This is a genomic window from Lactobacillus nasalidis, from assembly GCF_016587775.1.
GTDB classification, from domain to species: Bacteria; Bacillota; Bacilli; order Lactobacillales; family Lactobacillaceae; genus Lactobacillus; species Lactobacillus nasalidis.
In genome coordinates, this window is record NZ_BOCG01000586.1 from 1 (window position 1) to 4045 (window position 4045).

Annotated in this window: 2 protein-coding genes and 15 tRNA genes; all 17 read right to left on the reverse strand. The window is 50.8% G+C overall.

Features of this window, described 5'->3' with window-relative positions; genetic code table 11:
* Positions 1 to 55: 55 nt before the first annotated feature.
* Positions 56 to 143 (reverse strand) — tRNA-Ser (locus lacNas_RS10975).
* A gap of 2 nt (positions 144 to 145) precedes the next feature.
* Positions 146 to 219 (reverse strand) — tRNA-Ile (locus lacNas_RS10980).
* Between the two features lie 2 nt (positions 220 to 221).
* A tRNA-Gly gene (locus tag lacNas_RS10985) sits at positions 222 to 292 on the reverse strand.
* Between the two features lie 17 nt (positions 293 to 309).
* Positions 310 to 382, reverse strand: a tRNA-Phe gene (locus lacNas_RS10990).
* An 18-nt stretch (positions 383 to 400) separates the two neighbouring features.
* Positions 401 to 474, reverse strand: a tRNA-Met gene (locus tag lacNas_RS10995).
* A 12-nt stretch (positions 475 to 486) separates the two neighbouring features.
* Positions 487 to 560, reverse strand: a tRNA-Ile gene (locus lacNas_RS11000).
* A 12-nt stretch (positions 561 to 572) separates the two neighbouring features.
* A tRNA-Met gene (locus lacNas_RS11005) sits at positions 573 to 646 on the reverse strand.
* A 36-nt stretch (positions 647 to 682) separates the two neighbouring features.
* Positions 683 to 756, reverse strand: a tRNA-Pro gene (locus lacNas_RS11010).
* 6 nt (positions 757 to 762) lie between these two features.
* Positions 763 to 836: transfer RNA gene (locus lacNas_RS11015), tRNA-Arg, on the reverse strand.
* Between the two features lie 8 nt (positions 837 to 844).
* Positions 845 to 930: transfer RNA gene (locus tag lacNas_RS11020), tRNA-Leu, on the reverse strand.
* A 13-nt stretch (positions 931 to 943) separates the two neighbouring features.
* A tRNA-Gly gene (locus lacNas_RS11025) sits at positions 944 to 1015 on the reverse strand.
* 4 nt (positions 1016 to 1019) lie between these two features.
* A tRNA-Thr gene (locus tag lacNas_RS11030) sits at positions 1020 to 1092 on the reverse strand.
* Between the two features lie 12 nt (positions 1093 to 1104).
* Positions 1105 to 1186, reverse strand: a tRNA-Leu gene (locus tag lacNas_RS11035).
* Positions 1187 to 1198: 12 nt separating this feature from the next.
* Positions 1199 to 1271, reverse strand: a tRNA-Lys gene (locus lacNas_RS11040).
* Positions 1272 to 1273: 2 nt separating this feature from the next.
* Positions 1274 to 1346 (reverse strand) — tRNA-Val (locus lacNas_RS11045).
* A 158-nt stretch (positions 1347 to 1504) separates the two neighbouring features.
* Positions 1505 to 2932, reverse strand: coding sequence for a basic amino acid/polyamine antiporter (locus tag lacNas_RS11050; protein ID WP_201331313.1), 1428 nt, complete (start codon positions 2930 to 2932; stop codon positions 1505 to 1507).
* A gap of 100 nt (positions 2933 to 3032) precedes the next feature.
* Positions 3033 to 4045 (reverse strand): arginine deiminase (locus lacNas_RS11055; protein WP_201336297.1); only part of this gene is annotated, 1013 nt, incomplete at its 5' end.

Below are 4045 nucleotides of genomic sequence, written 5' to 3' on the forward strand. Positions count from 1 at the left end.
CTGCCCTGCCCCCTTGGGCACAAAAAAAGAGCTGCCAAGGCAGCTCTTTTACAGGCGGAGTAGCAGAGATTCGAACTCTGGCGCCAGTTTCCCGACCTACACCCTTAGCAAGGGCGCCTCTTCAGCCACTTGAGTACTACTCCAATGGGCCTGGATGGACTTGAACCATCGACCTCACGCTTATCAAGCGTGCGCTCTAACCAGCTGAGCTACAGGCCCAAAGCGGGTAACGAGAATCGAACTCGCGACAACAGCTTGGAAGGCTGTGGTTTTACCACTAAACTATACCCGCAAATTATTCTGTTTCAATGGCGCGGGACGGAATCGAACCGCCGACACATGGAGCTTCAATCCATTGCTCTACCAACTGAGCTACCGAGCCATGCTTACTTAAAAGCGATTGCGGGAGCTGGATTTGAACCAACGACCTTCGGGTTATGAGCCCGACGAGCTACCAGACTGCTCCATCCCGCGATGATTAAGAAATGGACCTTGTAGGACTCGAACCTACGACAGGACGGTTATGAGCCGTCTGCTCTAACCGACTGAGCTAAAGGTCCAAGTTGTACAAATAGCGGCGGGGGGGATCGAACCCTCGACCTCCCGGGTATGAACCGGACGCTCTAGCCAGCTGAGCTACACCGCCATATTGTAACCAATATGGAATATATCAAATTACAAATCGGGAAGACAGGATTTGAACCTGCGACCCCCTGGTCCCAAACCAGGTGCTCTACCAAACTGAGCCACTTCCCGGAGCCATGCACCCAGTAGGACTTGAACCTACAACCTTCTGATTCGTAGTCAGACACTCTATCCAGTTGCGCTATGGGTGCATCATTTATGCCGAAGACCGGGGTCGAACCGGTACGGTTGAAACCAACCGCAGGATTTTAAGTCCTGTGCGTCTGCCAATTCCGCCACTCCGGCATCCTGATGTAAAAGCGGAAGACGGGATTCGAACCCGCGACCCCCACCATGGCAAGGTGATGTTCTACCACTGAACTACTTCCGCACGATGCCGATTATACGACTTGAACGTACGACCCCCTGTTTACAAGACAGATGCTCTACCAACTGAGCTAAATCGGCAAGTATATGAAATACGGGTGGCGGGACTTGAACCCGCACGTCCGAAAACACTAGAACCTAAATCTAGCGCGTCTGCCAATTCCGCCACACCCGCAGATCAGGGCCATGAGTCGTGAGGGACTTGAACCCTCGACCCTCTGATTAAAAGTCAGATGCTCTACCGACTGAGCTAACGACTCGATGGAGGATACAGGGCTCGAACCTGTGACCCTCTGCTTGTAAGGCAGATGCTCTCCCAGCTGAGCTAATCCTCCATGACATAAGCTACGGTTTGCGCCGTAAGCACAAATAATAGTATATCGTATTCAGCCAGGATTGCAAGCCTTTTTTGCTATTTGTTTATTAAAAACCAAAGGCGGACAGCAAAAAAACGGCGGTAAACCGCCGTTTTTAGGAAAGATTTTAACTTCAATTACATGATGTCGATCGTCTTGTTGGCAATCAGAACAATGGACAGAACACAGAGCAAAGCGATAACGACAAAGGTGATCTTTTCATTCTTGTTCAGCTTTCTGCCTTGTTCATGAACGCCTTGGTAGTAAACGATCAAGCCTGGAATGTAACTCAAGGAAACAACCAGAACGTATTGCCAGCCGGCCAGGATCATGCACAGGAACTGGAAGAGGGCTGCCAGCAGACCGTAGGTCCATTGGCCCCATTCCTTGCGTTCCCGGCTGAACTTCATTTGGTACAAGCCGACAAACAGGTATGAGAACAAGATGGCACTTGAGGCCAAAGTGTAACAGAATTCGTAAGCCTTGTCAGTGAAGAGCAAGGAGAAGAGGAAGATGGTCTGCAAAACGGCGGTCGTGAACAATGAGTTCGTAGGCGCCTTCTTGCTGTTCAGCTTGCCCCAGAACTTAGGAGCAGCACCATCTTCAGCGATCAAAAGCATGGTTTCTGCTGGCAGCATGGTCCATGACAGCCAGGAAACGATAGTAGAAATGATCAAACCAATGTTGATGATCATAGCGCCCCAGTCGCCGACAATCATCTTCAAGTCGCTCCCCAAAGCTGGTTGTGAAGCACCAGCCAATTGTGCCCGGGTAAGTGAGCCGTATGGCAGGATTGAAATCAGCATGTAGAAGACCAAAAGCAGAACGAAACCAAGCATGGTTGCTTGTTGAGCTTCCTTCAGGCTCTTGGCACGTGAGCCCATGACTGAGGCCCCTTCAACACCGATAAATACCCAAATCAGGGTCATCAAAGTCCCCTTCATCTGGGTCCAAAGGCCGCCGGTAGTAGTCCCCTTGGACAGGTTGTTGGCAACTCTGCCCCAGAAGTCGGTAGTGAACATCCCGCCCTTGAAGGAAACAATGCAGATGATAACGAACATGATCAATGGCACAACCTTGCAGAAAGTACCAATCGTGTTGATGAAGGAGGCACTTTCGACACCGTTGTTAACCAAGAAGGTCAAGGCCCAGCAGAAGATGATGGCCACGATGATTGAAGGCAGGTTTGAGCCGCCCTTGAAGACCGGAACGAAGGTCCCGATCGCGCTCATCAGCATGGTCGCGAAGGCCAGGTTGCCCAGCCAGGCACTCAGCCAGTAGGCCCAGCCGGAAATGAATTCGCCAAGCGGACCATAGCCGGCCCCGGCGTAAGCAAAGATCCCACCCTTAAGGTCAGACCTTTTTTCAGTCAAGTTGTTCAATGACAGAACAAGCATCAAGAAACCAAAGCCAACCAGCAGCCAGGACAAAATTGCGGGCCCTGGAGCGGCAGATTGAGCGATGGAACTAGTAATCCCGAAGATCCCAGTCCCAATGGAGGAACTGACGATCAAAGCGGTCAGGCCGACAAGGCCAATCCCGTTTTTGTTTACTTTCTCTTCCATAATTTTTACCTCATAAATACTCTTTCCACCTAAAAAAGCGGAGACAGTCTAAGCCTTTGAGCAATAGACCAGCTCCGCAATTTTAGTATCTCAAAACCAATTAGATGTCTTCACGAACAATTGGGCAGGACATGCAGCGTGGGCCGCCACGGCCTCTTGACAATTCGCTTGAGCGAACTTCGTGGACCAGGATCCCGTGTTCTCTCAGCAAAGCGTTGGAGACGTAGTTTCTGTTGTAAGTTACAACTTCGCCTGGAGCGATTGCCAAAGTGTTAGAACCATCGTTCCATTGTTCACGCGGAGCTACGATTGGGTCGCCGTTGCCAGTTGGGATCAGGTCGATTTCTGACTTGCCCAAGGCCTTCTTCAGAACTTCCTTGATGTCAGTGTGGTGTTCGAAGGTTACTTCCCCGTCCTTGCCTGGGTGCAGTACCCAGTTGTCAACCTTGCCATCTTCAGTCAAGATGTCCGGGTGAACAGTGAATTGATCGTAGTTGATCATGGTGAACACCGTGTCAAGGTGCATCATTGCGTGGTTGTGAGGGATTGAGATGGCAATTACAGTGTCGTAGTCAGAGTTTGCAAACAAGCTCTTGGCGATGTCTTGAATTGCGTCGGCCGTAGTACGTTCAGAAATACCGATTGCTACTACGTGGTCGCTCAATACCAGTTCGTCACCACCTTCGATGTGGCTCTCGTGGTTTCTGTCACGCCATACCTTAACCTTGCCAGCGAAGCGAGCGTTGTACTTCAAGATGTATTCAGTGATCATTGATTCACGCTGACGAGCTGGGAAAGTCATCTTGTTGACTGACATCCCTTCGCCGATTGAAGCTTGCGGGTCACGGGTGAAGTATGCGTTTGGAAGCGGGTCCATCAAGAATGGCCATTCAGTGTTTTCGGACACTGAAGCCAAGTCCAGGGTGGTCAGTTCCAAGTCGTCGCGGCGAACGCCTTCGTAGATTCTGGTTACCAGTTCAACTGGAGTCAGAGCCTTAAGGTATTCAACCAAAGCGTCGTGGGTTACACCGGCTACGAAGCCGGCTTCTGCAACTTGTCTTTCAATAAATTCGTTTCTGACGGCTTCGTCTGCCAAAGCTTCGGCAGCCAGGT

Excerpts from the sequence above, each read along its gene's own strand:
- lacNas_RS11050 (WP_201331313.1), bottom strand. The coding sequence starts at position 2,932 with ATGGAAGAGAAAGTAAACAAAAACGGGATTGGCCTTGTCGGCCTGACC.